A 23,108-nucleotide genomic window follows, 5' to 3' on the forward strand; every position below is an offset into this window, starting at 1 on the left:
GGTGCTGGTCGGGCCGATGGGCGTGGGCAAGTCCACGGTCGGGCAGCTGCTCGCCGAGCGGCTCGGGGTCGGCTACCGGGACACCGACGAGGACATCGTCACCGCCGAGGGCCGCACCGTCGCCGACATCTTCGTGGCCGAGGGTGAGCCGGTCTTCCGGGAGATCGAGAAGCGGGCGGTGCGGGTGGCGCTGGCCGAGCACGAGGGGGTCCTCGCGCTCGGCGGGGGCGCGATCCTCGACGCGGAGACCCGCGACCTGCTCGCCGGCCGCCGGGTGGTCTACCTCTCGATGGACGTCGAGGAGGCCGTCAAGCGCACCGGCCTGAACGCGGCCCGGCCGCTGCTCGCCATCAACCCGCGCAAGCAGTGGCGCGAGCTGATGGAGGCGCGGCGGCACCTGTACGAGGAGGTCGCCACGGCCGTCGTGGCGACCGACGGCCGCACGCCCGAAGAGGTCACCCAAGCAGCCCTGGACGCACTGGAGTTGAAGGAAGCATGAGCGAGGCAGTCACCCGGATCCAGGTCGGCGGCACGGCGGGCACCGAGCCGTACGAGGTCCTGGTGGGCCGTCAGCTCCTCGGCGAGCTGGGCGGGTTGATCGGGGACAAGGCCAAGCGGGTCGCCGTGATCCACCCCGAGGCGCTGGCCGAGACCGGCGACGCGCTCCGCGCCGACCTGGCCGGGCAGGGCTACGAGGCCGTCGCCATCCAGGTGCCGAACGCGGAGGAGGCCAAGACCGCCGAGGTCGCCGCCTACTGCTGGAAGGCGCTCGGGCAGTCCGGCTTCACCCGCTCCGACGTCATCGTCGGTGTCGGCGGCGGTTCGACCACGGACCTCGCCGGTTTCGTCGCCGCGACCTGGCTGCGGGGTGTCCGCTGGATCGCCATCCCCACCACCGTCCTCGCGATGGTGGACGCGGCGGTCGGCGGCAAGACCGGCATCAACACCGCCGAGGGCAAGAACCTGGTCGGCGCCTTCCACCCTCCGGCGGGCGTGCTCTGCGACCTCGCCGCCCTGGACTCGCTCCCCGTCAACGACTACGTCTCCGGGCTCGCCGAGGTCATCAAGGCCGGCTTCATCGCCGACCCGGTGATCCTGGAGCTCATCGAGTCCGACCCCGAGGCCGCGCGCACCCCGGCGGGCCCGCACACGGCCGAGCTGATCGAGCGCTCCATCCGGGTGAAGGCCGAGGTCGTCTCCTCCGACCTCAAGGAATCGGGACTGCGCGAGATCCTCAACTACGGCCACACGCTCGGCCACGCCATCGAGAAGAACGAGCGCTACAAGTGGCGGCACGGTGCCGCGGTCGCCGTCGGCATGCACTTCGCCGCCGAGCTGGGCCGGCTGGCCGGCCGCCTGGACGACGCCACGGCCGACCGCCACCGCACCGTCCTGGAGTCCGTCGGCCTCCCGCTGCACTACCGCTACGACCAGTGGCCCAAGCTGGTCGAGACGATGAAGGTCGACAAGAAGTCCCGCGGCGACCTGCTCCGCTTCATCGTCCTGGACGGTCTCGCCAAGCCGACGGTCCTGGAGGGCCCGGACCCGGCCGTGCTGCTCGCCGCGTACGGCGAGGTCGGGCAGTAAGTCCGCCGCCGTTCCTTCCGCCCGATTCGCCACGCGGAACGGGCACTTCGGACCGCCCCCGGCCGTTTCACCAAACGACCACCGGGGGCGGTACCGTTCGGTAACGAGCGCAGCCGAACATGACGAGACGGAGTGGCACCGGATGCAGCACGCAGTGGGATCTCCGCTGCCGCCGCCCCATCAGCCGGGGCAGGGACCGACCGGTTGGCAGCCGGCCGCACACCACCCGGGAGCCCCACAGGGCCCCGCGCCCGTGCCGCCACCACCGCCCGCGCCCCCGCAGCCGCCGCTGCCCCCGCTTCCCTCGACCCCGCCGCCGCCCGACACCACGGGCCACGTCCCGCTGCCGCCGGGCGCCCCGGTGGGCATGCCGAGCGCGCCCCCCGCCGCCACGGTCCCCGACCCGACGACCACCACCCTGGCCGTCCTCCTCATCGGCCCGGCCGGCGCGGGCAAGACCAGCGTGGCCAAGTACTGGGCCGACCACCGCCGGGTCCCCACCGCCCACATCAGCCTCGACGACGTCCGCGAATGGGTCCGCTCCGGCTTCGCCGACCCCCAGTCCGGGTGGAACGACCACTCCGAGGCCCAGTACCGCCTGGCCCGCCGCACCTGCGGCTTCGCCGCGCGCAACTTCCTGGCCAACGGCATCTCGTGCATCCTCGACGACGCGGTCTTCCCGGACCGCCCGGTCATCGGCCTCGGCGGCTGGAAGCGCCACGTCGGCCCCGGCCTCCTCCCGGTCGTCCTCCTCCCGGGCCTCGACATCGTCCTGGAGCGCAACGCGGAACGCACGGGCAACCGCCGCCTCACCGACGAAGAGGTGGCCCGCATCCACGGCCGCATGGCGGGCTGGTACGGCTCGGGCCTCCCCATCATCGACAACTCGCAGTTGGACGTCCCGGCAACGGCGAGGGTCCTCGACGAGGTCCTGACCCGAGCGATAGCGAGCCCCCCGAACTGGTAGTCGGGGGACCTACACCCACCTTCTTGGGGGCGGGGGGACTGTGCGAAGCCCCCCACCGGCCGGTAGCGGAGACACGACCGGTCTGTCCGGGGGCGGGGGGACTGTGCGAAGCCCCCCACCGGCCGGTAGCGGAGACACGACCGGTCTGTCCGGGGGCGCGGGGACTGTGCGAAGCCCCCCCACTGGCCGGTAGCGGAACTACGACCGGTCTTTCCAGGGGCGCGGGGAACTGCGCGAAGCACCCCCACCGGCCCGCGGTCGACGGACGGCCTGCGGTTTCAGGGGCGCGGGGAACTGCGCGAAAAATCCCACGGCCCCGCACTCGACAACGGCGCCCAGCCACCCCACTCGGCCCCCTCAACCGGCACAAACCGCCCACCCCTCCTACGCTCGACTCATGTCAGACGTGTACGCGGCCCGCCGAACCAGGCTGAGGGAACGCTGCCACGCGGCCGGCAGCCAGTCCGCCGTCATCTCGCACCCGGCCAACGTGAGATACCTCGCCGGCGCCGCACCCCTTGGCTCCGTCCTGCTCCTCGGCAGACGCGAGGACCTCCTCGTCTGCCCCGGCCCGTTGGACGACCGCCCCACCGAGGCCCGCCCCGACGAGTCCCTGCGGCCGCACCTCCTGGAAGGCCCCGGCGGAGACCCCGCCGTGGCCGCCGCCGACCTCGCCGCCGCCCAGGACGCCGACATCCTCGCCGTCGAGGAGCACCACCTCACCGTGGCCCGGCACCGCGCCCTCGCCTCCGTCGCCCCCGGCCTCCGCCTGACCGACCTCGGCAGCGCCGTCGAACAGCTCAGGGTCGTCAAGGACGAGGAGGAGATCTCCTGCCTCCGCATCGGCGCCGAGATCGCCGACCAGGCCCTCGGCGAGCTGCTGGAGTCGATCCTCGTCGGCCGTACCGAACGGCACCTCGCCCTGGAGCTGGAACGCCGCCTCGTCGACCACGGTGCCGACGGCCCGGCCTTCCCCACCTCCGTGGCCACCGGCCCGAACTCCGGCCGCCGCGGCCACCGCCCCACCGACCGGCGGGTCGAGGAGGGCGACTTCCTCTCCGTCTGCCTCGGCGCCACCTACCGCGGCTACCGCTGCGAGATCGGCCGTACCTTCGTCATCGGCACCTCGCCCGCCGACTGGCAGATCGAGCTCTACGACCTGGTCTTCGCCGCCCAGCGGGCCGGCCGGGAGAGCCTCGTGCCCGGCGCCGCCCATCGCGACGTCGACCGCGCCGCCCGCCAGGTACTGGACTCCGCGGGCTATGCGGAAGGCCTCCAGCCCCTCACCGGACACGGCGTCGGACTCGAAATCGACGAGGACCCGCAGCTCGCCCCTTCAGCCATGGGTAAACTGGACGCTTGCGTGCCGGTCACCGTCGAACCGGGGGTCCACCTCCCGGGCCGGGGCGGCGTCCGGATCGATGACACGCTCGTCGTACGCCCCGAGGCGGACGGCGGACCCGAGCTACTCACCATCACGACCAAGGAGCTGCTCGCACTCTAGGCAAGGTGCGTGCCCCGGGGTCGTCCACGTCAGTCCAGGAGATTCCGCAACCGTGGCTTCCACGAACGACCTCAAGAACGGCCTGGTGCTCAAGCTCGAAGGCGGCCAGCTCTGGTCCGTCGTCGAGTTCCAGCACGTCAAGCCCGGCAAGGGCCCCGCTTTCGTGCGCACCAAGCTCAAGAACGTGCTGTCCGGCAAGGTGGTCGACAAGACCTTCAACGCCGGCGTCAAGGTCGAGACGGCCACTGTCGACAAGCGCGACATGCAGTTCTCGTACATGGACGGCGAGTACTTCGTCTTCATGGACATGGACACGTACGACCAGCTGCACATCGACCGGAAGACCGTCGGCGACGCCGCGAACTTCCTGGTCGAGGGCTTCACGGCCGTCGTTGCCCAGCACGAGGGCGAGGTGCTCTTCGTCGAGCTCCCGGCCGCCGTCGAGCTGACCATCCAGGAGACCGAGCCGGGCGTCCAGGGCGACCGCTCCACCGGTGGCACCAAGCCGGCCACCCTGGAGACCGGCCACCAGATCCAGGTCCCGCTCTTCATCACCACCGGTGAGAAGATCAAGGTCGACACCCGCACCAGCGACTACCTCGGCCGGGTGAACAGCTAACCGTGGCTGCCCGCAACACGGCCCGCAAGCGCGCCTTCCAGATCCTCTTCGAGGGCGACCAGCGCGGGGCCGATGTCCTGACCGTCCTCGCGGACTGGATCCGGCTCTCCCGGGACGACACCCGGCAGCCGCCGGTGAGCGAGTACACCATGCAGCTGGTCGAGGGCTACGCCGAGCACACCACGCGTATCGACGAGCTGATCGCCCAGTACGCGGTCGGCTGGACGCTGGACCGCATGCCCGTCGTCGACCGCAACATCCTGCGCCTGGGCGCGTACGAGCTGATCTGGGTCGACGAGACGCCGGACGCCGTCGTTCTCGACGAGATGGTGCAGCTCGCGAAGGAGTTCTCCACGGACGAGTCGCCCTCGTTCGTGAACGGGCTTCTGGGGCGGCTGAAGGAGCTGAAGCCGTCCCTTCGCCGGGAGGCGTGAGCCGACGAAACGCCGGAGGGCCTGCAGCGTGCCTCGCTGCAGGCCCTCCGGCGTTCGTGTGCCCAATGGGGTGGGTGGTGCGGTGGTAGGGCGGCTGCGGGCCGTGTGGGGCTTGTCGCGCAGTTCCTCCCCAGCCTTCGGACGGGGGTACCCCCAGCGCGCCTGACGGGGCGCTGAAAGGCCGCCGGGGTGGCCGGAACCGTCGAGTTCCGGCCACCCCGGCGGCACGTTTCTGCTCAGTCGTTGTAAGGGCTAGGCCTCTTCGTGGGTGGCCACCGCGCGGCGGGCGTCCGCGTCCAGGACGCCCCAGCTGATCAGCTGCTCGGTGAGCACCGACGGGGACTGGTCGTAGATGACGGCCAGTGTGCGCAGGTCGTCCTGGCGGATCGACAGCACCTTGCCGTTGTAGTCACCGCGCTGGGACTGGATGGTCGCCGCGTAGCGCTGCAGCGGTCCCGCCTTCTCGGCCGGCACGTTGGCCAGTCGCTCCAGGTCGAGGACCAGCTTCGGCGGGGGCTCGGCGGCACCGCCGGGGGTCGTGCCCGGCAGCAGCTCCTGCACCGGGACCCCGTAGAAATCCGCCAACTCTGCAAGGCGCTGTACGGTCACGGCACGGTCGCCGCGCTCGTACGAACCGACCACCACGGCCTTCCAGCGACCCTGGGACTTCTCCTCGACACCGTGGAGGGAAAGGCCCTGCTGGGTGCGGATGGCCCGGAGCTTGGCCCCGAGCTGTTTGGCGTATTCGCTGGACATATAGCTCCCCGGACACTGTGTCGACGCGGCCGGCCTTGGTTCCCGCCGCGCGGCTGGTAACTCACTGTGAGGTTACGCAGCGTTACTCTGCTGCGTCAAGCCGAATGGTCCGCGCCGACTCTTCCGTGGTAGCGATGGCCGATTAGGCCAGGGGGGTGATCAGGGGTCTGTCGGTCACCTGCTATGGTCGATGGCGCAAATCCGACGTCCTTTAAAGTCCGTCCCGTGAGGCGGAGAAGGGGGTCCGTTTCGTATGGACAAGCAGGAAAAGCCGGACCAGCAGGAAAAGCCCGACGCCGCGGCGCAGGCTTCCGATGCGCGGCCCGTTCTCGAGGGCCCGGACATCGCGCGGGTGCTGACCCGCATCGCCCACGAGATCGTCGAGCGCGCCAAGGGCGCCGACGACGTGGTGCTCCTCGGCATCCCGACCCGCGGCGTCTTCCTCGCCCAGCGGCTCGCCGCCAAGCTGGAGCAGATCACCGACCGCAAGATGCCCGTCGGTTCGCTCGACATCACCATGTACCGCGACGACCTGCGCATGCACCCGCCGCGTGCGCTGGCCCGCACCGAGATCCCCGGTGACGGCATCGACGGCAGGCTGGTGATCCTCGTCGACGACGTGCTCTTCTCCGGCCGCACCATCCGCGCCGCCCTCGACGCCCTGAACGACATCGGGCGCCCCCGCGCGGTCCAGCTCGCGGTCCTCGTCGACCGCGGCCACCGCGAACTGCCCATCCGCGCCGACTATGTCGGCAAGAACCTCCCCACGTCGCTGCGGGAGACGGTCAAGGTCCTGCTCGCCGAGGAGGACGGTCGCGACACCGTGCTGCTCGGCGCGAAGCCGACCTCCTAGCAGGCCGAGGGGCCCGCACCACCCCGGTGCGCCCACGCTTGCCCGCAATCTCCCCATATGTGAACTGCCTTACGGAGCCTGACAGATGCAGCGTCATCTCATCTCGGCCGCCGACCTCACCCGCGACGACGCCGTCCTGATCCTCGACACCGCCGAGGAGATGGCCCGGGTCGCCGACCGGCCGATCAAGAAGCTGCCGACCCTGCGCGGCCGCACCGTCGTCAACCTCTTCTTCGAGGACTCGACCCGGACCCGGATCTCCTTCGAGGCCGCCGAGAAGCGCCTCTCCGCCGACGTCATCAACTTCACCGCCAAGGGGTCCAGCGTCTCCAAGGGCGAGTCCCTGAAGGACACCGCCCAGACCCTGGAGGCGATGGGTGTCGACGCCGTCGTCATCCGGCACGGCGCCTCCGGAGCCCCCTACCGCCTCGCCACCTCCGGCTGGATCGACGCCGCCGTCATCAACGCCGGCGACGGCACCCACCAGCACCCCACCCAGGCCCTCCTGGACGCTTTCACCATGCGCCGCCGCCTGGTCGGCCGGGACGCCGGGATAGGGCAGGACCTGTCCGGCAAGCGCATCACCATCGTCGGCGACGTCCTGCACAGCCGCGTCGCCCGCTCCAACGTCGACCTGCTGCACACCCTCGGCGCCGGGGTCACCCTGGTCGCCCCGCCCACCCTGGTACCGGTCGGCGTCGAGAACTGGCCCTGCGAGGTGTCGTACGACCTCGACGCGGTCCTTCCCAAGTCCGACGCCGTGATGATGCTCCGCGTCCAGCGCGAGCGCATGAACGCCGCGTTCTTCCCGACCGAGCGCGAGTACTCGCGGCGCTACGGTCTCGACGGCGAGCGCATGGCGAAGATGCCCGAGCACGCCATCGTGATGCACCCCGGTCCGATGGTCCGCGGCATGGAGATCACCGCCGAGGTCGCCGACTCCGAGCGCTGCACCGTCGTCGAGCAGGTCGCAAACGGAGTCTCCATCCGGATGGCGGTTCTGTACCTCCTGCTCGGCGGCAACGAACCCGCCGTCAGCCACGCCCGCACCACCGAGGAGAAGTAAGACCCATGAGCAAGATCCTGATCCGTGGTGCGAAGGTGCTCGGCGGTGAGCCGCAGGACGTCCTGATCGACGGCGAGACGATCGAGGCGGTGGGTTCCGGTCTGGCCGCCGAAGGCGCCGAGGTCGTCGAGGCCGCCGGCAAGGTGCTGCTGCCCGGCCTGGTCGACCTGCACACCCACCTGCGCGAACCGGGGCGCGAGGACTCCGAGACCGTCCTCACCGGCACCCGCGCGGCGGCGAGCGGCGGCTACACGGCCGTGTTCGCCATGGCCAACACCTTCCCGGTCGCCGACACCGCCGGTGTCGTCGAGCAGGTCTACCGGCTCGGCCAGGAGCACGGCTACTGCGACGTGCAGCCGATCGGCGCGGTCACCGTCGGCCTGGAGGGCAAGAAGCTCGCCGAGCTGGGTGCCATGCACGAGTCGGCCGCCGGGGTCACCGTCTTCTCCGACGACGGCAAGTGCGTGGACGACGCCGTGATCATGCGCCGCGCCCTGGAGTACGTGAAGGCCTTCGGCGGGGTCGTCGCCCAGCACGCCCAGGAGCCCCGGCTGACCGAGGGCGCCCAGATGAACGAGGGCGTCGTCTCCGCCGAGCTCGGGCTCGGCGGCTGGCCCGCGGTCGCCGAGGAATCGATCATCGCGCGCGATGTGCTGCTCGCCGAGCACGTCGGCTCCCGCGTCCACATCTGCCACCTCTCGACCGCCGGCTCCGTCGAGATCGTGCGCTGGGCCAAGTCCCGGGGCATCGACGTCACCGCCGAGGTCACCCCGCACCACCTGCTCCTCACCGACGAGCTGGTGCGGTCGTACAACCCGGTCTACAAGGTCAACCCGCCGCTGCGCACCGAGCGCGACGTCTTCGCCCTGCGCGAGGCGCTCGCCGACGGCACGATCGACATCGTCGCCACCGACCACGCCCCGCACCCGCACGAGGACAAGGACTGCGAGTGGGCCGCGGCCGCCATGGGGATGGTCGGCCTGGAGACCGCGCTGTCGGTGGTCCAGGAGACCATGGTGGACACAGGCCTGCTGACCTGGGCCGGCGTCGCCGACCGGATGTCCTTCAAGCCCGCGCGGATCGGACAGGCCGCCGGTCACGGCCGTCCCGTCTCGGCAGGTGAGCCCGCCAACCTCGCCCTCGTCGACACGGAATACCGTGGCCTGGTGGACCCCGCGGGCTTCGCCTCGCGCAGCCGCAACACCCCGTACGAGGGACGCGAGCTGCCGGGCCGTGTCACCCACACGTGGCTGCGGGGCAAGGCGACGCTCGTGGACGGGAAACTGACGTGACACCTCTGATCCTGCTGGCCGACGAGAAGAAGTCGGCCGCGGTCACCGACTGGTCCGCCCGCATCGGCTGGCTGGTCGGCCTCGCCCTCTTCGTCGCCCTCGTCTACTGGCTGATGCGCGAGGGCTGGAAGTGGCGCGGCACCCTCCAGGGCGACCTCCCGGAGCTCCCCACCGCGCCGGAGGACCTCGGTGCGGCGAAACTGACGATGAGCGGCCGCTACCACGGCTCCACCACCGCCGGGCAGTGGCTGGACCGCATCGTGGCCCGCGGCCTCGGCTCCCGCAGCCGGGTCGAGCTCACCCTGACCGACGCGGGCCTGGACGTCGTACGCCCCGGCGCGACCGACTTCTTCATCCCCGCCGACGCGCTCCGCGAGGCCCTGCTCGGCAAGGGCATCGCGGGCAAGGTCCTCACCGAGGGCGGACTCCTCGTGGTGACCTGGGCGCACGGCGACAAGCTGATCGACTCCGGTTTCCGCTCGGACCACGCGGCCGAGCACACCGAGTGGGTCGACGCCATCAACTCCATGATCAAGACACCCAGCACGGAAGGCGCCGAACGATGACGACCTCCACAAGGGGAGCCGGCAAGGTTCCCGCGGTACTCGTCCTGGAGGACGGCCGGATCTTCCGCGGCCGCGCCTACGGGGCCGTGGGGGAGACCTTCGGCGAGGCCGTGTTCTCCACCGGCATGACCGGCTACCAGGAGACCCTGACCGACCCGTCGTACGACCGCCAGATCGTGGTCGCCACCGCCCCGCAGATCGGCAACACCGGGTGGAACGACGAGGACGACGAGTCCAGCCGCATCTGGGTCTCCGGCTACGTCGTGCGCGACCCCGCGCGCGTGCCCTCCAACTGGCGGGCCAAGCGTTCGCTTGACGCGGAACTGGTGGCGCAGGGCGTGGTCGGCATCTCCGGGATCGACACCCGCGCCCTCACCCGCCACCTGCGCGAGCGCGGCTCGATGCGCGCCGGCGTCTTCTCGGGCGAGGCGATCGCCACCGACGCCGAACTCCTCGCGCGCGTGCAGGCCCAGCCGCACATGAAGGGCGCCTCGCTGTACGAGGAGGTCGCCACCAAGGAGGCGTACGTCGTCCCGGCGGTCGGGGAGAAGCGATTCACCGTCGCCGCCATCGACCTCGGCATCAAGGGCATGACACCGCAGCGGATGGCCGAGCGCGGCATCGAGGTGCACGTGCTGCCCGCGACCGCCACCGAGGACGATGTGTACGCCGTCTCCCCGGACGGTGTGTTCTTCTCCAACGGCCCCGGCGACCCGGCCACGGCCGACGGCCCGGTGGCCCTGATGAGCGCCGTCCTGGAGCGCAGGACCCCGCTGTTCGGCATCTGCTTCGGCAACCAGATCCTCGGCCGCGCCCTCGGCTTCGGCACCTACAAGCTGAAGTACGGCCACCGGGGCATCAACCAGCCGGTCCAGGACCGGACGACCGGCAAGGTCGAGGTCACCGCCCACAACCACGGCTTCGCCGTCGACGCGCCGCTCGACAAGGTCAGCGACACGAAGTTCGGCCGCGCCGAGGTCTCGCACGTGTGCCTGAACGACGACGTCGTGGAGGGGCTGCAGCTGCTCGACCAGCCGGCCTTCTCCGTCCAGTACCACCCCGAAGCGGCAGCAGGCCCGCACGACGCCGCCTACCTGTTCGACCGCTTCGTTTCCCTGATGGAGGGCCAGCGTGCCTAAGCGCACCGATATCCAGTCCGTCCTGGTCATCGGCTCCGGCCCGATCGTCATCGGCCAGGCCGCCGAGTTCGACTACTCCGGCACCCAGGCCTGCCGCGTCCTGCGCGCCGAGGGCCTCAGGGTCGTCCTGGTCAACTCCAACCCGGCGACGATCATGACCGACCCGGAGATCGCCGACGCGACGTATGTCGAGCCGATCACCCCGGAGTTCGTCGAGAAGATCATCGCCAAGGAGCGTCCGGACGCGCTGCTGCCCACCCTGGGCGGCCAGACGGCGCTCAACACCGCGATCTCGCTCGACGAGAACGGCGTCCTGGCCAAGTACGGCGTCGAGCTGATCGGCGCCAACGTCGAAGCCATCAACAAGGGCGAGGACCGCGACCTCTTCAAGGAGGTCGTGGCGGAGGTCCGCAGGAAGATCGGGCACGGCGAGTCCGCCCGGTCGGTCATCTGCCACACGATGGACGAGGTCCTCGCGGGCGTCGACGAGCTGGGCGGCTACCCGGTCGTCGTCCGCCCCTCCTTCACCATGGGCGGCGCCGGTTCCGGCTTCGCCCACGACGAGCAGGAGCTGCGCCGCATCGCCGGCCAGGGCCTCACGCTCTCCCCGACCACCGAGGTCCTCCTGGAGGAGTCCATCCTCGGCTGGAAGGAGTACGAGCTGGAGCTGATGCGCGACAAGCACGACAACGTCGTGGTCGTCTGCTCCATCGAGAACTTCGACCCCATGGGCGTGCACACCGGCGACTCGATCACCGTCGCGCCCGCGATGACGCTGACCGACCGCGAGTACCAGATCCTGCGCGACATCGGCATCGCCGTGATCCGCGAGGTCGGCGTCGACACGGGCGGCTGCAACATCCAGTTCGCGGTGAACCCCGAGGACGGCCGGGTCATCGTCATCGAGATGAACCCGCGCGTGTCGCGGTCCTCGGCGCTCGCCTCCAAGGCCACCGGCTTCCCGATCGCGAAGATCGCTGCCAAGCTCGCCGTCGGCTACACCCTCGACGAGATCCCCAACGACATCACGCAGGAGACCCCGGCCTCCTTCGAGCCCACGCTCGACTACGTGGTCGTCAAGGCCCCGAGGTTCGCGTTCGAGAAGTTCCCGCAGGCCGACTCCACGCTGACCACCACCATGAAGTCGGTCGGCGAGGCGATGGCCATCGGCCGCAACTTCCCGGAGGCCTTCCAGAAGGCGCTGCGCTCGCTGGAGAAGAAGGGCAGCCAGTTCACCTTCGTCGGCGAGCCCGGTGACAAGCAGGCGCTGCTGCACGAGGCGGTACGGCCCACCGACGGCCGGATCAACACGGTCATGCAGGCCATCCGGGCGGGCGCCACGCCCGAGGAGGTCTTCGAGTTCACGAAGATCGACCCGTGGTTCGTCGACCAGCTCTTCCTGATCAAGGAGATCGCCGACGAGCTGGCCGGGTCGCCGGAGCTGACCACCGACCTGCTCGCCGAGGCCAAGCGGCACGGCTTCTCCGACCAGCAGATCGCCGAGATCCGCGGCCTGCGCGAGGACGTCGTCCGCGAGGTCCGGCACGCGCTGGGCGTACGCCCGGTCTACAAGACGGTCGACACCTGCGCCGCCGAGTTCGCCGCGAAGACGCCGTACTTCTACTCCTCCTACGACGAGGAGACCGAGGTCGCGCCGCGCGAGAAGCCGGCCGTCATCATCCTGGGCTCCGGCCCGAACCGCATCGGCCAGGGCATCGAGTTCGACTACTCGTGCGTGCACGCGTCCTTCGCGCTGAGCGACGCCGGCTACGAGACGGTCATGGTCAACTGCAACCCGGAGACCGTCTCCACCGACTACGACACCTCCGACCGGCTCTACTTCGAGCCGCTGACGCTGGAGGACGTGCTGGAGATCGTGCACGCCGAGCAGCAGGCCGGACCGGTCGCGGGCGTGGTCGTGCAGCTGGGCGGCCAGACGCCGCTGGGTCTGTCGCAGGCGCTCAAGGACAACGGCGTGCCGATCGTCGGTACGTCCCCCGAGGCGATCCACGCGGCCGAGGACCGGGGCGCCTTCGGCCGGGTCCTCGCGGAGGCCGGCCTGCCGGCGCCCAAGCACGGCACGGCGACCACCTTCGCCGAGGCCAAGGCCATCGCCGACGAGATCGGCTACCCGGTGCTCGTCCGGCCCTCGTACGTCCTCGGCGGCCGCGGCATGGAGATCGTCTACGACGAGACCCGCCTGGAGGCGTACATCGCCGAGTCGACGGAGATCAGCCCCACCCGGCCGGTCCTCGTCGACCGGTTCCTGGACGACGCCATCGAGATCGACGTCGACGCCCTCTACGACGGCGAGGAGCTGTACCTCGGCGGCGTCATGGAGCACATCGAGGAGGCCGGCATCCACTCCGGCGACTCGGCGTGCGCCCTGCCCCCGATCACGCTCGGCGGCTTCGACATCAAGCGGCTGCGGGCCTCGACCGAGGCCATCGCCAAGGGTGTCGGCGTCCGCGGCCTGATCAACATCCAGTTCGCCATGGCCGGGGACATCCTCTACGTCCTCGAAGCCAACCCGCGTGCCTCCCGTACCGTGCCCTTCACCTCGAAGGCGACCGCGGTGCCGCTGGCGAAGGCCGCCGCCCGGATCTCGCTGGGCGCGACCGTCGCCGAACTGCGCGCCGAGGGGCTGCTGCCGGCCCGCGGTGACGGCGGTGAGCTGCCGTTCGACGCGCCGATCTCCGTGAAGGAGGCGGTCATGCCGTGGTCGCGGTTCCGCGACATCCACGGGCGCGGTGTGGACACGGTCCTGGGCCCGGAGATGCGCTCCACGGGTGAGGTCATGGGCATCGACTCGGTCTTCGGCACGGCGTACGCCAAGTCGCAGGCCGGGGCGTACGGGCCGCTGCCCACCAAGGGCCGCGCCTTCATCTCCGTCGCCAACCGCGACAAGCGGTCGATGATCTTCCCGGCGCGCGAGCTGGTCGCCCACGGCTTCGAGCTGCTGGCCACCTCCGGCACGGCCGAGGTGCTCAAGCGCAACGGCATCAACGCGACGGTCGTCCGCAAGCAGTCGGAGGGGGTCGGCCCCAACGGCGAGCGGACGATCGTGCAGCTCGTCCACGACGGTGAGGTGGACCTGATCGTCAACACGCCGTACGGCACCGGGGGTCGCCTGGACGGGTACGAGATCCGGACGGCCGCGGTGGCCCGGTCGGTGCCGTGTCTGACGACCGTGCAGGCGCTGGCGGCGGCTGTGCAGGGGATCGATGCGCTGAACCACGGGGACGTGGGGGTGCGGTCGCTCCAGGAGCATGCGGAGAGGTTGACGGCCGCGAGGGACTGATAGGTCGTGGTTCGGCTGCCGACCGGTTGTGGCTGGTCGCGCAGTTTCCCGCGCCCCTGATGGGGCGCGTTGCCCAGCTGTCTGTGAGGGGGGCACCGGTGTCGGTGTCCCCCTTGGCATGAGGACGTCATGTACAAGATCTTTTTCCAGCTCGTCTTCCGGCGGATGGACCCCGAAGCCGCCCACCACCTCGCCTTCCGGTGGATCCGGCTCGCCGCCCGTGTCCCCGTGCTGCGCACGTTCGTCGCCGCCGCGCTCGCGCCCCGCTACGAGGAGCTGCGCACCGAGGCCTTCGGGCTGCGGATGCACGGCCCGTTCGGGCTGGCCGCGGGGTTCGACAAGAACGCCGTGGCGATCGACGGGATGTCGATGCTCGGGTTCGATCACGTCGAGATCGGGACCGTGACCGGGGAGGCGCAGCCCGGCAATCCCAGGAAGCGGCTGTTCCGGCTCGTCGCGGACCGGGCGCTGATCAACCGGATGGGGTTCAACAACGACGGCTCGCTGACCGTCGCCGCGCGGCTGGCGACCCGTGAGCCCGTGTTCAGGACCGTCGTGGGCGTCAACATCGGCAAGACCAAGGTCGTACCCGAGATCGAGGCCGTCGGCGACTACGTGAAGTCGGCCGAGCGGCTCGCGCCGTACGCGGACTACCTGGTCGTGAACGTGTCGTCGCCGAACACGCCGGGCCTGCGCAACCTCCAGGCCGTCGATCACCTCCGTCCGCTGCTGACGGCCGTGCGCGAGGCCGCCGACCGCGTCGTGGCGAACCGCCGGGTGCCGCTGCTGGTGAAGATCGCGCCGGACCTCGCCGACGAGGACGTGGACGCCGTCGCGGACCTGGCCGTGGAGCTGGGTCTCGACGGGATCATCGCCACCAACACGACGATCGCGCGGGAGGGCCTGGGGCTGCGGTCCGACGCCGCGCTGGTGAAGGAGACCGGAGGGCTCTCCGGCGCGCCGCTCAAGGCGCGCTCCCTGGAGGTGCTGCGGCGGCTGTACGCGCGCGTGGGCGACCGGATCACCCTGGTGGGCGTCGGCGGCGTCGAGAACGCCGAGGACGCCTGGCAGCGCATCCTGGCCGGTGCCACGCTGGTCCAGGGCTACAGCGCCTTCATCTACGAAGGGCCGTTCTACGCTCGCGACCTCCACAAGGGCCTCGCCGCGCGCCTGCGCACCAGCCCCTACGCCACCCTCGCCGACGCGGTCGGCGCCGACGTGAGGAAGACCGTATGAGCCCGCTGGAGCCCTTCGGCGCGCGGCTGCGCCGCGTCATGGACGAGCGCGGTCCGCTGTGCGTCGGTATCGACCCGCACGCCTCGCTGCTCTCCGAGTGGGGTCTGAACGACGACGTGGCGGGTCTGGAGCGGTTCAGCCGTACCGTCGTCGAGGCGGTCGCCGACCGGGTCGCCGTGATGAAGCCGCAGAGCGCGTTCTTCGAGCGGTTCGGCTCGCGCGGGGTCGCCGTCCTCGAAGGGGTGGTGCGGGAGGCGCGTGCCGCCGGGACGCTGGTCGTCATGGACGCCAAGCGCGGCGACATCGGCTCGACCATGGCCGGGTACGCGGAGGCCTACCTGAGCAAGGACGCCCCGCTCTTCTCGGACGCCCTGACCGTCTCGCCGTACCTCGGCTACGGCTCGCTCAGCCCTGCCGTCGCGCTGGCCCGCGAGACCGGGGCCGGCCTGTTCGTGCTGGCCCTCACCTCCAACCCGGAGGGCCCCGAGGTGCAGCACGCGGTGCGCGCCGACGGGCGCACGGTCGGCGCGACCGTGCTGGCCCATCTCGCCGCCGAGAACGCGGGGGAGGAGCCGCTGGGTTCCTTCGGCGCCGTCGTGGGTGCCACGGTCGGCGACCTGTCGTCGTACGACCTCGACATCAACGGTCCGCTCCTCGCGCCGGGCGTCGGTGCGCAGGGGGCGACGGCGGCCGACCTTCCCACGGTCTTCGGGGCCGCGGTGCGCAACGTGATTCCAAACGTGAGCCGAGGTGTTTTGCGTCACGGTCCCGATGTCGGGGCCCTGAGGGCGGCCGCGGAGCGGTTCGCGGGCGAGATCCAGGACGTCGTCGCAGGTCGGTGAGGACTCCGAGGAGGCTCCGACGGATGCTTCGGCGAGCCCTTCGGCGACTGCCCGATCGTGAATACATCCTCAAATCCGGGGCATTATGTCTTAAATGTCTGGCCTGACGGAGGCTGACCAGGACTTTTCCGCTGTTCTCGCTGACTCCGGCGGACTTGCCCGCTAGTCTCCGAGCAGAGTCAACGGGCAAGCGTGTTGCTCGTAGCTCCCCAGGTGTGGGGCGACTAGGTTCCTCACCGGTCCGTATCCGACAGTTCGACATCCGAGGTGACGTAGGCGTGGCTCTTCCGCCCCTTACCCCTGAACAGCGCGCAGCCGCGCTCGAAAAGGCCGCCGCGGCTCGCCGGGAGCGGGCCGAGGTCAAGAATCGACTCAAGCACTCCGGCGCCTCTCTTCACGAGGTCATCAAGCAGGGCCAGGAAAACGACGTCATCGGCAAGATGAAGGTCTCCGCCCTGCTCGAGTCCCTGCCGGGCGTGGGCAAGGTCCGCGCCAAGCAGATCATGGAGCGACTCGGGATCTCCGAGAGCCGCCGCGTGCGTGGTCTCGGTTCCAACCAGATCGCCTCCCTGGAGCGCGAGTTCGGCAGCACCGGCTCCTGATCACGGGGCCGTCCGGGAGGGCCGTCCCGGACGGCCTGCGATTGCTGGAATAATCGCTGCATGGCTGCAACATTCCGGGGGACGACCCCCGAGCCCCCGGACGATCGTCCGCGGCTGACCGTGCTCTCCGGCCCCTCCGGGGTCGGCAAGAGCACGGTCGTCGCTCATATGCGCAAGGAACACCCCGAGGTCTGGCTCTCGGTGTCGGCGACCACGCGCAAGCCCCGCCCCGGCGAGAAGCACGGCGTCCACTACTTCTTCGTCTCCGACGAGGAGATGGACAAACTGATCGCCAACGGCGAGCTCCTGGAGTGGGCCGAATTCGCCGGCAACCGCTACGGCACCCCGCGTGCCGCGGTGCTCGAGCACCTGGAGGCCGGCGTGCCGGTCCTTCTGGAGATCGACCTCCAGGGCGCCCGGCAGGTCCGCGAGACCATGCCGGAGGGCCGGCTGGTGTTCCTGGCTCCTCCTTCCTGGGAGGAGCTGGTGCGCAGGCTCACCGGCCGCGGCACCGAGGCGCCCGAGGTGATCGAGCGGCGTCTGGACGCGGCCAGGGTCGAGCTCGCGGCCGAGCCGGAGTTCGACGAAACCCTGGTCAACACCTCTGTCAAGGACGTGGCGCGCGAGCTGCTAGCCTTGATGGACGTTGTGTGATCGTTGCTGATCATTCAGACTGAATCTTTCCCATCCATCGGAAGGCAGAGCGTGTCCTCTTCCATCACCGCGCCCGAGGGCATCATCAACCCTCCGATCGACGAGCTCCTCGAGGCCACCGACTCGAAGTACAGCCTCGTGATCTACGCGGCCAAGCGCGCCCGTCAGATCAACGCGTACTACTCGCAGCTCGGCGAGGGCCTCCTCGAGTACGTCGGTCCGCTCGTCGACACCCACGTCCACGAGAAGCCGCTCTCCATCGCCCTGCGCGAGATCAACGCGGGTCTGCTGACGTCCGAGGCCATCGAGGGTCCGGCGCAGTAGTACTTTCGTATTGCAGTTGACTTATCCACAGGCCCGGCAGCCGACTGTCGGGCCTGTGGTGTGTGATGGCGTCATGGATTCGACGAGTGGAGGCCCGGTGGGCAAGCCGAAGGTCGTGCTGGGGGTCAGCGGCGGCATCGCCGCGTACAAGGCCTGTGAGCTGCTGAGGAGGTTCACGGAGTCGGGCCACGACGTCCGGGTCGTGCCCACCGCCTCCGCGCTGCACTTCGTCGGCGCCGCGACCTGGTCCGCCCTCTCCGGCAACCCGGTCTCCACCGAGGTCTGGGACCACGTCGAAGAGGTCCCGCACGTCCGCATCGGCCAGCACGCCGATCTGGTCGTCGTCGCCCCCGCCACCGCCGACATGCTCGCCAAGGCGGCCCACGGCCTCGCCGACGACCTGCTCACCAACACCCTCCTCACCGCGCGCTGCCCGGTCGTCTTCGCCCCCGCGATGCACACCGAGATGTGGGAGCACCCGGCCACCCAGGAGAACGTGGCCACGCTGCGCCGGCGGGGCGCCGTCGTGATCGACCCGGCGGTCGGCCGCCTCACCGGCGTCGACACCGGCAAGGGCCGCCTCCCCGACCCGGTGGAGATCTTCGAGGCCTGCCGCCGCGTCCTCGCCCGGGGGGTGCGGGAGCCCGACCTGACCGGCCGCCACGTCGTCGTCTCCGCCGGCGGCACCCGCGAGCCCCTCGACCCCGTCCGCTTCCTCGGCAACCGCTCCTCCGGCAAGCAGGGCTACGCCCTCGCCCGCACGGCCGCCGCGCGGGGTGCCCGGGTGACGCTGGTCGCCGCGAACACCGCGGGACTGCCCGACCCGGCCGGCGTGGACGTCGTCCCGGTCGGTACGGCCGTACAGCTGCGGGAGGCGGTGCTGAAGGCGGCCGCCGACGCCGACGCCGTGGTGATGGCAGCCGCCGTCGCCGACTTCCGCCCCGCGGTCTACGCGGCCGGGAAGATCAAGAAGAAGGACGGCCGGGAACCGGAGCCGATCGTCCTGGTGCGGAATCCGGACATCCTCGCGGAGATCTCGGCCGACCGGGCGCGGTCCGGACAGGTGATCGTCGGCTTCGCCGCCGAGACCGACGACGTCCTCGCCAACGGCCGGACCAAGCTGGCACGCAAGGGCTGCGACCTGCTCGTGGTGAACGAGGTGGGCGAACGCAAGACCTTCGGCTCCGAGGAGAACGAGGCCGTGGTGCTCGGGGCCGACGGCAGCGAGACGCCGGTGCCGCACGGGCCGAAGGAGGCTCTCGCCGACACCGTCTGGGACCTGGTGGCGGCCCGTTTGGGTTAACTTATTTCAGCCATATGTCAACTTTCCCGGACGCGACATTGCGGTGCGGGGGCTCTGGTCAAGGCCGCCGACCATTGGGCAGAATGCCCGTGCCGCAGGTCACAGCACTTCCGAGTGTCGAGACAGGTGGGCCGGCGGCCGAGTGCGACCGATAAACTGTTCTCGGACGACGCCCGGGTGCAGCCCCCGTGTCGTCCGCCAATGATCAGCCAGCAGCCGCTGCAACCCCAGGGAGCGTTGTGTCCCGTCGCCTGTTCACCTCGGAGTCCGTGACCGAGGGCCACCCCGACAAGATCGCTGACCAGATCAGCGACACCATTCTCGACGCGCTTCTGCGCGAGGACCCGACCTCCCGGGTCGCCGTCGAGACGCTGATCACCACCGGCCTGGTGCACGTGGCCGGCGAGGTCACGACCAAGACGTACGCGGACATCGCGACGCTGGTCCGCAACAAGATCCTCGAGATCGGCTACGACTCCTCGAAGAAGGGCTTCGACGGCGCTTCCTGCGGCGTCTCGGTCTCGATCGGCGCGCAGTCCCCGGACATCGCCCAGGGCGTGGACACGGCGTACGAGAAGCGGGTCGAGGGCGACGAGGACGAACTCGACAAGCAGGGCGCCGGCGACCAGGGCCTGATGTTCGGCTACGCGACGGACGAGACGCCGACGCTGATGCCGCTCCCGATCTTCCTGGCGCACCGCCTCTCCAAGCGCCTCTCCGAGGTCCGCAAGAACGGCACCATCCCCTACCTGCGCCCCGACGGCAAGACGCAGGTCACCATCGAGTACGACGGCGACAAGGCCGTCCGCCTCGACACGGTCGTGGTCTCCAGCCAGCACGCCTCCGACATCGACCTGGAGTCGCTGCTCGCCCCCGACATCCGCGAGTTCGTCGTGGAGCCGGAGCTGAAGGCGCTGCTGGACGACGGCATCAAGCTCGACACCGAGAACTACCGTCTGCTGGTCAACCCGACCGGCCGCTTCGAGATCGGCGGCCCGATGGGCGACGCCGGGCTGACCGGCCGCAAGATCATCATCGACACCTACGGCGGCATGGCCCGCCACGGCGGCGGTGCCTTCTCCGGCAAGGACCCGTCCAAGGTCGACCGCTCGGCCGCCTACGCCATGCGCTGGGTCGCCAAGAACGTCGTCGCCGCGGGCCTGGCCGCCCGCTGCGAGGTCCAGGTCGCCTACGCGATCGGCAAGGCCGAGCCCGTCGGTCTCTTCGTCGAGACCTTCGGCACGGCCAAGATCGACCACGAGAAGATCGAGAAGGCCATCGACGAGGTCTTCGACCTGCGTCCGGCCGCCATCATCCGCGACCTCGACCTGCTCCGCCCGATCTACGCCCAGACCGCCGCGTACGGCCACTTCGGCCGCGAGCTCCCCGACTTCACCTGGGAGCGCACGGACCGCGTGGACGCCCTGCGCGCGGCCGCGGGTCTCTGACCCCGCAACCACCTGGTGCGAGGCCCGGCTCCTTTTCGGGGGAGCCGGGCCTCGGCGTGTCCGGGGGCTGCGGAAAACGGCTGGCCGACGGGACGGGACGATCAGTACGGTGAAGTCGTCCCGGTGCGATGGCCGCGGTTACTTCCGTGGAGTGCGCCCACAGGCGCGCGGTGAAGCTGGTGTGTTTCGACCGTTGCCGGACTGACCTCGGGAAACCGGCGCCGCCCGGTGTGCGGGCCTCGGATACTTTCTTCCGGGTGATGCCCACGCAGGTTCGAATCCTGCTGCCGGTTGCAGACCGGTATGGCCGAGTGGCCCAAGGCAGAAGAATGCCGTCACGGCGTTCCGCGGCCGGAGTGAACTCGGGCGGCGCCGGTTGTCAGCGGCGTTTGGTAAGAATGCAAGGGTGAGCAGCGAGAACGGGCAGGGGGGCGGAAGCGCCGGAGGGGCGCCGCCGGAGCAGCTCGCGCTCATTCGGGAGAGCGTGCGGGGGGCCAAGGCGCCCCGGGCCAAGCCGCGGACCTGGCGGGGGGCCGCACTGGCCGAGCGGTTGCCGGTCGCGCGGGTGCTCGTGGACAAGGGCGTGCTCCATCTCGACCGCTACTTCGACTACGCCGTCCCCGCCGAACTGGACGCCGACGCGCAGCCGGGGGTGCGGGTGCGGGTCCGGTTCGGGGCCGGACGGCACCGGGTGCGGGACGGGCGCCGGGAAGGCGGGGGGCTCATCGACGGGTTCCTGGTCGAGCGGCTCGCCGAGTCGGACTACTCGGGGCCGCTGGCCGCGCTGGCCCAGGTCGTGTCGCCCGAGCCGGTGCTGAGTGAGGAACTGCTGCGGCTCACAAGGGCGGTCGCCGACCGGTACGCGGGGAGCCTCGCGGATGTGCTGCAGCTGGCGGTGCCGCCGCGCAGCGCGCGGGCCGAGAAGCGGCCCTCGCCCGAACCGCTGCCGCCCCCGCCGACGCCCGCCGCCGGATCCTGGACGCGGTACGAGCACGGCGCCGCCTTCGTCGAGTCGCTGGCCTCCGGCGGCGCGCCACGCGCCGTGTGGAACGCCCTGCCGGGGCCCGGGTGGAGCGAGGAGATCGCCCGGGCCGTCGCCGCCACGCTCGCCTCGGGTCGCGGCGCGCTCGTCGTCGTACCGGACGGGCGGGCCGCCGCGCGGGTCGATGCCGCGCTGACCGAGGTGCTGGGCGAAGGGCGGCACGCGCTGCTCACGGCCGACGCCGGGCCCGAGAAGCGGTACGCGCAGTGGCTCGCCGTCAGCCGCGGGTCGGTGCGGGCCGTCGTGGGGACGCGGGCCGCCATGTTCGCGCCCGTGCGGGATCTCGGGCTCGTCGCGATCTGGGACGACGGCGACGACAGCCACAGCGAGCAGCACGCGCCGCAGCCGCATGCGCGGGATGTGCTGCTGTTGCGGGCGGCACTGGACAAGTGCGGTTTTCTGCTCGGGAGTTGGAGCTGCACGGTGGAGGCCGCGCAACTCGTGGAGAACGGCTGGGCCCGGCCCCTGGTGGCGGGGAGAGAGCAGGTACGGCTGGCCGCGCCCTTGGTACGGACGGTCGGCGACGGGGACCTCGCGCGGGACGAGGCCGCGCGTGCCGCCCGGTTGCCCACGGTCGCCTGGCAGGCCGTCCGGGAGGGACTGCGGCACGGCCCGGTGCTGGTGCAGGTGCCCCGACGGGGGTATGTGCCGCGGATGGCCTGCGCCCAGTGCCGGGCGCCGGCGCGCTGCCGGCACTGTGCCGGTCCGTTGGAGGCACGGGACGCCGGGGCGTTGGAGTGCGGGTGGTGCGGGCGGGCGGAGAGCGACTGGCACTGCCCTGAGTGCGGCGGCTTCCGGCTGCGCGCCCAGGTGGTCGGGGCCCGGCGGACCGCCGAGGAGCTGGGGCGGGCCTTTCCCGCCGTACCGGTACGGACCTCGGGACGCGAGCAGGTGCTGGACACCGTGCCGGGGACGCCCGCGCTGGTCGTGAGCACACCGGGTGCGGAGCCGGTGGCCGAGGGCGGCTACGCGGCGGCCCTGCTGCTGGACGGCTGGGCGATGCTCGGGCGGCCGGATCTGCGGGCCGGTGAGGACGCGCTGCGCCGGTGGATCGCGGCCGGGGCGCTGGTGCGGCCGCAGGGCGACGGGGGAACCGTGGTCGTCGTCGCGGAGCCGACGCTGCGGCCCGTGCAGGCGCTGGTGCGGTGGGATCCCGTCGGGCACGCGGTGCGGGAGCTCGCCGAGCGGGCGGAGCTGGGGTTTCCGCCGGTGTCGCGGATGGCGGCGGTGTCGGGGACGGCGGAGGCGCTCGCCGAGTTCCTCGGTACGGCCGAACTGCCGCCGGACGCCGAGGTGTTGGGCCCGGTGCCGGTGCCCGTGGTGCGGGCCGGGGTGCCTCGGCGGGCGGGTGGGCCGCCGCCCGGGGAGCACTGGGAGCGGGTGCTGGTACGGGTGCCGCCGGGGAGTGGGGCGGTGCTCGCCGCCGCGCTGAAGTCGGCTCAGGCCGCCCGGATGGCGCGGGGGAGCGGGGGCGCAGGTGGGGGCGGGGAGGCGGTTCGGGTGCGGATCGATCCGCCGGACATCGGGTGAGCCGGCGGACGGCCGCCCTCCCGGATGCTTGCCGGGAGGGCAA

The 23,108-nt window shown here is 71.1% G+C and carries 21 protein-coding genes; 20 read left to right on the forward strand and 1 reads right to left on the reverse strand.

Going from position 1 to position 23,108, the window contains the following annotated elements:
- Positions 1-16 precede the first annotated feature (16 nt).
- The 6 genes from ACFY0P_RS31285 to nusB all read left to right on the forward strand — a co-directional run bounded on the left by ACFY0P_RS31285 (position 17) and on the right by nusB (position 5,111).
- Positions 17-499: a shikimate kinase gene (locus ACFY0P_RS31285; RefSeq protein WP_388920866.1), complete on the forward strand. Its 483-nt coding sequence runs from the start codon at positions 17-19 to the stop codon at positions 497-499.
- A complete protein-coding gene (gene aroB / locus ACFY0P_RS31290) occupies positions 496-1,587 on the forward strand; it encodes a 3-dehydroquinate synthase (protein WP_388920461.1) in 1,092 nt (363 codons plus the stop codon). The genes ACFY0P_RS31285 and aroB overlap by 4 nt, the downstream gene beginning before the upstream one ends.
- A gap of 142 nt (positions 1,588-1,729) precedes the next feature.
- Positions 1,730-2,554 (forward strand): Pro-rich N-terminal domain-containing protein, encoded by an 825-nt coding sequence (locus ACFY0P_RS31295; protein ID WP_388920464.1) that lies wholly within the window; start codon positions 1,730-1,732, stop codon positions 2,552-2,554.
- A gap of 397 nt (positions 2,555-2,951) precedes the next feature.
- Positions 2,952-4,058, forward strand: coding sequence for an aminopeptidase P family protein (locus tag ACFY0P_RS31300; RefSeq protein ID WP_388920467.1), 1,107 nt, complete (start codon positions 2,952-2,954; stop codon positions 4,056-4,058).
- Between the two features lie 52 nt (positions 4,059-4,110).
- Positions 4,111-4,677 carry an elongation factor P gene (gene efp, locus ACFY0P_RS31305; RefSeq protein ID WP_388920470.1) on the forward strand — a complete coding sequence of 189 codons (567 nt, stop codon included), beginning with the start codon at positions 4,111-4,113 and terminating at the stop codon, positions 4,675-4,677.
- Between the two features lie 2 nt (positions 4,678-4,679).
- Entirely contained in the window at positions 4,680-5,111 is a 432-nt protein-coding gene (nusB, locus tag ACFY0P_RS31310; RefSeq protein ID WP_093505380.1) for a transcription antitermination factor NusB, read from the forward strand.
- Positions 5,112-5,363: 252 nt separating this feature from the next.
- Here the strand turns inward: nusB and bldD are convergent, their stop codons facing one another.
- Positions 5,364-5,867: a transcriptional regulator BldD gene (gene bldD / locus ACFY0P_RS31315; protein ID WP_293993121.1), complete on the reverse strand. Its 504-nt coding sequence runs from the start codon at positions 5,865-5,867 to the stop codon at positions 5,364-5,366.
- Between the two features lie 253 nt (positions 5,868-6,120).
- On the opposite strand from bldD, the gene pyrR reads away from it, so the two are divergent.
- From pyrR to ACFY0P_RS31385, 14 genes are all read left to right on the forward strand, one after another.
- Positions 6,121-6,720 (forward strand): bifunctional pyr operon transcriptional regulator/uracil phosphoribosyltransferase PyrR, encoded by a 600-nt coding sequence (gene pyrR / locus ACFY0P_RS31320; protein WP_388920474.1) that lies wholly within the window; start codon positions 6,121-6,123, stop codon positions 6,718-6,720.
- Between the two features lie 85 nt (positions 6,721-6,805).
- Positions 6,806-7,786 (forward strand): aspartate carbamoyltransferase catalytic subunit, encoded by a 981-nt coding sequence (locus ACFY0P_RS31325; RefSeq protein ID WP_388920477.1) that lies wholly within the window; start codon positions 6,806-6,808, stop codon positions 7,784-7,786.
- 5 nt (positions 7,787-7,791) lie between these two features.
- A complete protein-coding gene (locus ACFY0P_RS31330) occupies positions 7,792-9,078 on the forward strand; it encodes a dihydroorotase (RefSeq protein WP_388920480.1) in 1,287 nt (428 codons plus the stop codon).
- Positions 9,075-9,644, forward strand: coding sequence for a hypothetical protein (locus ACFY0P_RS31335; protein ID WP_388920483.1), 570 nt, complete (start codon positions 9,075-9,077; stop codon positions 9,642-9,644). The genes ACFY0P_RS31330 and ACFY0P_RS31335 overlap by 4 nt, the downstream gene beginning before the upstream one ends.
- Positions 9,641-10,783, forward strand: coding sequence for a glutamine-hydrolyzing carbamoyl-phosphate synthase small subunit (gene carA, locus ACFY0P_RS31340; RefSeq protein WP_388920486.1), 1,143 nt, complete (start codon positions 9,641-9,643; stop codon positions 10,781-10,783). Before ACFY0P_RS31335 ends, carA begins: the two co-directional genes overlap by 4 nt.
- Positions 10,776-14,084, forward strand: coding sequence for a carbamoyl-phosphate synthase large subunit (gene carB / locus ACFY0P_RS31345; RefSeq protein WP_388920489.1), 3,309 nt, complete (start codon positions 10,776-10,778; stop codon positions 14,082-14,084). The genes carA and carB overlap by 8 nt, the downstream gene beginning before the upstream one ends.
- A 129-nt stretch (positions 14,085-14,213) precedes the next feature.
- Positions 14,214-15,320, forward strand: coding sequence for a quinone-dependent dihydroorotate dehydrogenase (locus tag ACFY0P_RS31350; RefSeq protein WP_388920492.1), 1,107 nt, complete (start codon positions 14,214-14,216; stop codon positions 15,318-15,320).
- Positions 15,317-16,162, forward strand: coding sequence for an orotidine-5'-phosphate decarboxylase (gene pyrF / locus ACFY0P_RS31355; RefSeq protein ID WP_388920495.1), 846 nt, complete (start codon positions 15,317-15,319; stop codon positions 16,160-16,162). Before ACFY0P_RS31350 ends, pyrF begins: the two co-directional genes overlap by 4 nt.
- Positions 16,163-16,440: 278 nt before the next feature.
- Positions 16,441-16,764 carry an integration host factor gene (locus ACFY0P_RS31360; protein ID WP_003977346.1) on the forward strand — a complete coding sequence of 108 codons (324 nt, stop codon included), beginning with the start codon at positions 16,441-16,443 and terminating at the stop codon, positions 16,762-16,764.
- 60 nt (positions 16,765-16,824) lie between these two features.
- A complete protein-coding gene (gene gmk, locus ACFY0P_RS31365; protein WP_352364534.1) occupies positions 16,825-17,418 on the forward strand; it encodes a guanylate kinase in 594 nt (197 codons plus the stop codon).
- A 51-nt stretch (positions 17,419-17,469) separates the two neighbouring features.
- Positions 17,470-17,742, forward strand: coding sequence for a DNA-directed RNA polymerase subunit omega (gene rpoZ, locus ACFY0P_RS31370; RefSeq protein ID WP_005319902.1), 273 nt, complete (start codon positions 17,470-17,472; stop codon positions 17,740-17,742).
- 97 nt (positions 17,743-17,839) lie between these two features.
- Positions 17,840-19,045 (forward strand): bifunctional phosphopantothenoylcysteine decarboxylase/phosphopantothenate--cysteine ligase CoaBC, encoded by a 1,206-nt coding sequence (gene coaBC / locus ACFY0P_RS31375; RefSeq protein WP_388920869.1) that lies wholly within the window; start codon positions 17,840-17,842, stop codon positions 19,043-19,045.
- Positions 19,046-19,284: 239 nt separating this feature from the next.
- Entirely contained in the window at positions 19,285-20,493 is a 1,209-nt protein-coding gene (metK, locus tag ACFY0P_RS31380) for a methionine adenosyltransferase (RefSeq protein ID WP_388920498.1), read from the forward strand.
- A gap of 406 nt (positions 20,494-20,899) precedes the next feature.
- The gene (locus tag ACFY0P_RS31385; RefSeq protein ID WP_388920501.1) at positions 20,900-23,065 is read left to right on the forward strand and encodes a primosomal protein N'; all 2,166 of its coding nucleotides are present in this window, start codon (positions 20,900-20,902) and stop codon (positions 23,063-23,065) included.
- Positions 23,066-23,108 lie beyond the last annotated feature (43 nt).

The sequence above is a fragment of the Streptomyces sp. NPDC001714 genome (assembly GCF_042892755.1).
Taxonomy (GTDB): Bacteria; Actinomycetota; Actinomycetes; order Streptomycetales; family Streptomycetaceae; genus Streptomyces.